This window comes from Streptomyces sp. P5F9, assembly GCF_057961495.1.
In genome coordinates, this window is record NZ_JBXVPZ010000841.1 from 1 (window position 1) to 1909 (window position 1909).

2 protein-coding genes are annotated in these 1909 nt (G+C 71.9%); both read right to left on the minus strand.

From position 1 onward, the window contains the following. Window positions 1-46 precede the first annotated feature (46 nt). Complete coding sequence (gene prcB, locus AC31A1_RS50755; RefSeq protein ID WP_489659807.1) at window positions 47-901, minus strand: proteasome subunit beta; 855 nt, start codon at window positions 899-901, stop codon at window positions 47-49. 72 nt (window positions 902-973) lie between these two features. Next, window positions 974-1909 (minus strand): lysylphosphatidylglycerol synthase transmembrane domain-containing protein (locus AC31A1_RS50760; protein ID WP_489659808.1); only part of this gene is annotated, 936 nt, incomplete at its 5' end.

Genomic DNA, 1909 nt, shown 5'->3' on the forward strand with positions numbered 1-1909 from the left:
GCTCCCGCGCCCGCCCTCTGACCGATGCCACAGCCACCCTTGTCGCTCACGGCGCGACGGTCGGACCGTCCGGGTGGTTGTGGCGCTGTTCGACCATCGCGCGGGTCAGGGCCTCGGTCTCCGGTTCGGGCAGCCGCTCGAAACCGTCCTCGGTGATGACCGAGACGATGGGGAAGATACGGCGGTTGATGTCCGGGCCGCCGGTGGCGGAGTCGTCGTCGGCCGCGTCGTAGAGGGCCTGAAGTGCGGCCAGGGCCGCCTCGCGCCGGGACATGCCCTGGTGGTACAGCTTCTTGAGAGACCCTCTGGCGTACGGGGAGCCGGAGCCCTCGGCGTGGAAGTCCGGCTTCTCGTAGGTGCCGCCGACGACGTCGAAGGTGAAGATACGGCCCTTGGCGCCTTCGGGCGCCGCGGGGTCGTAGCCGACGAGGAGCGGTACGACGGCGAGGCCCTGCATGGCCTGGCCGAGGTTCTGGCGGAGCAGGCCGGCGAGGCGGGTGGCCTTCGCGTTGAGGGTCATCGGGATGCCCTCGATCTTCTCGAAGTGCGTCAGCTCGACCTGGTACAGCTTCACCATGTCGACGGCGAGCCCGACCGTACCGGCGAAGGCGACCGCAGTGTAGTCGTCCGCGGGGTGCACCTTCTCCAGGTCGCGCTGTGCGATGACGTTGCCCATGGTGGCCCTCCGGTCGCCGGCGATCAGCACGCCGTCGCGGTAGGAGAGGGCCAACACCGTGGTGCCGTGCGGGAATTGGTCCGCACCGGCGCGGACGCCCGCCGGGAACGGACGGCGGGTCGGCAGCAGTGCGGGCCGGTGCGCCGCCAGGAACTCGGTGAAGGACGAGGTCCCGGGAGTGAAGAACTCGTCCGCCAATCGGCCATCCGTCTCGTTCTCCGCCATCCAACTCCCCCTCGCCCGCGGACAGATATCGGACTCCTACCTGAACCGGCCGCGTGGGAAACGCCGTTGAGGTCAGAGCGCCTTGCGCCGGACCAGCACCCCGAGCACCAACAGGCCCGGGACCAGCGGCAGCCACATGGTGAGCAGCCGGTAGCCGAGAACGACGGAAGCGGCGGCCGACGCCGTGGTTCCCGAGGCGGTGAGCGCGAAGACCAGGGCGGCGTCGAGAGAACCGATGCCGCCCGGCGTGGGCAGCAGCGCGGCGGCGCTGCTGGCGGCGAGGTACAGCAGAGCCACCCGGGCCGGGGACAACGGCAGTTCGACGGCCTGGGTGACACAGATCAGCACCAGGCAGTTCAGGGCGGCGAAGGCCAGCGAGCCGCCCCACAGGGCGGCCGCCCGGTTCGGCCGGACGTGCACGGCCCGGATGTCGGTCAGCACCGTGCCGAGCGCGCGCCGGCACCGGGGCCACAGCGGGCAGTTGAGCAGCACGGCGACGAGCACGACGACCGCGAGGACGACGCCCACCACACCCACGGAGATGCCCGGGACGCGCAGCACACCCGGACAGACCGCGGCGAGCACGCCGATGAGCACGATCCGGACGACCACGCCAGCGGTCGCCTTGACGGCGAGAGCGCTGGCCGAGCGGCCGACCGGCAGCCCGCAGCGCATCAGGAACCGCAGGTTGACGGCACCGGCGCCGAGCCCGGCGGGCAGCACGTGATTGGCCGCGGACGCGGCGAGCTGTGAGGCCACCAGCCTTTTGCCGGGCAACCGTTGGGGCACGGCACCCTGCTGAGCGAGCGCCGAGGACACCCACGTTCCGAGCGCGGCTGTCGCGGCCACCAGCAACCACCCCTGATCGGCGACGGCGAGCTGCCCGGCTCCCCTCGCGAGCACGGGCCAGTGCCGCCGCACCAGGCAGACGACGGCGACCAGGACGGCGAGAGTCAACGCGGTCTGCCAGTAAGCGGGTCGGCGGCACTGGCCCGTGCTCGCGAGGGG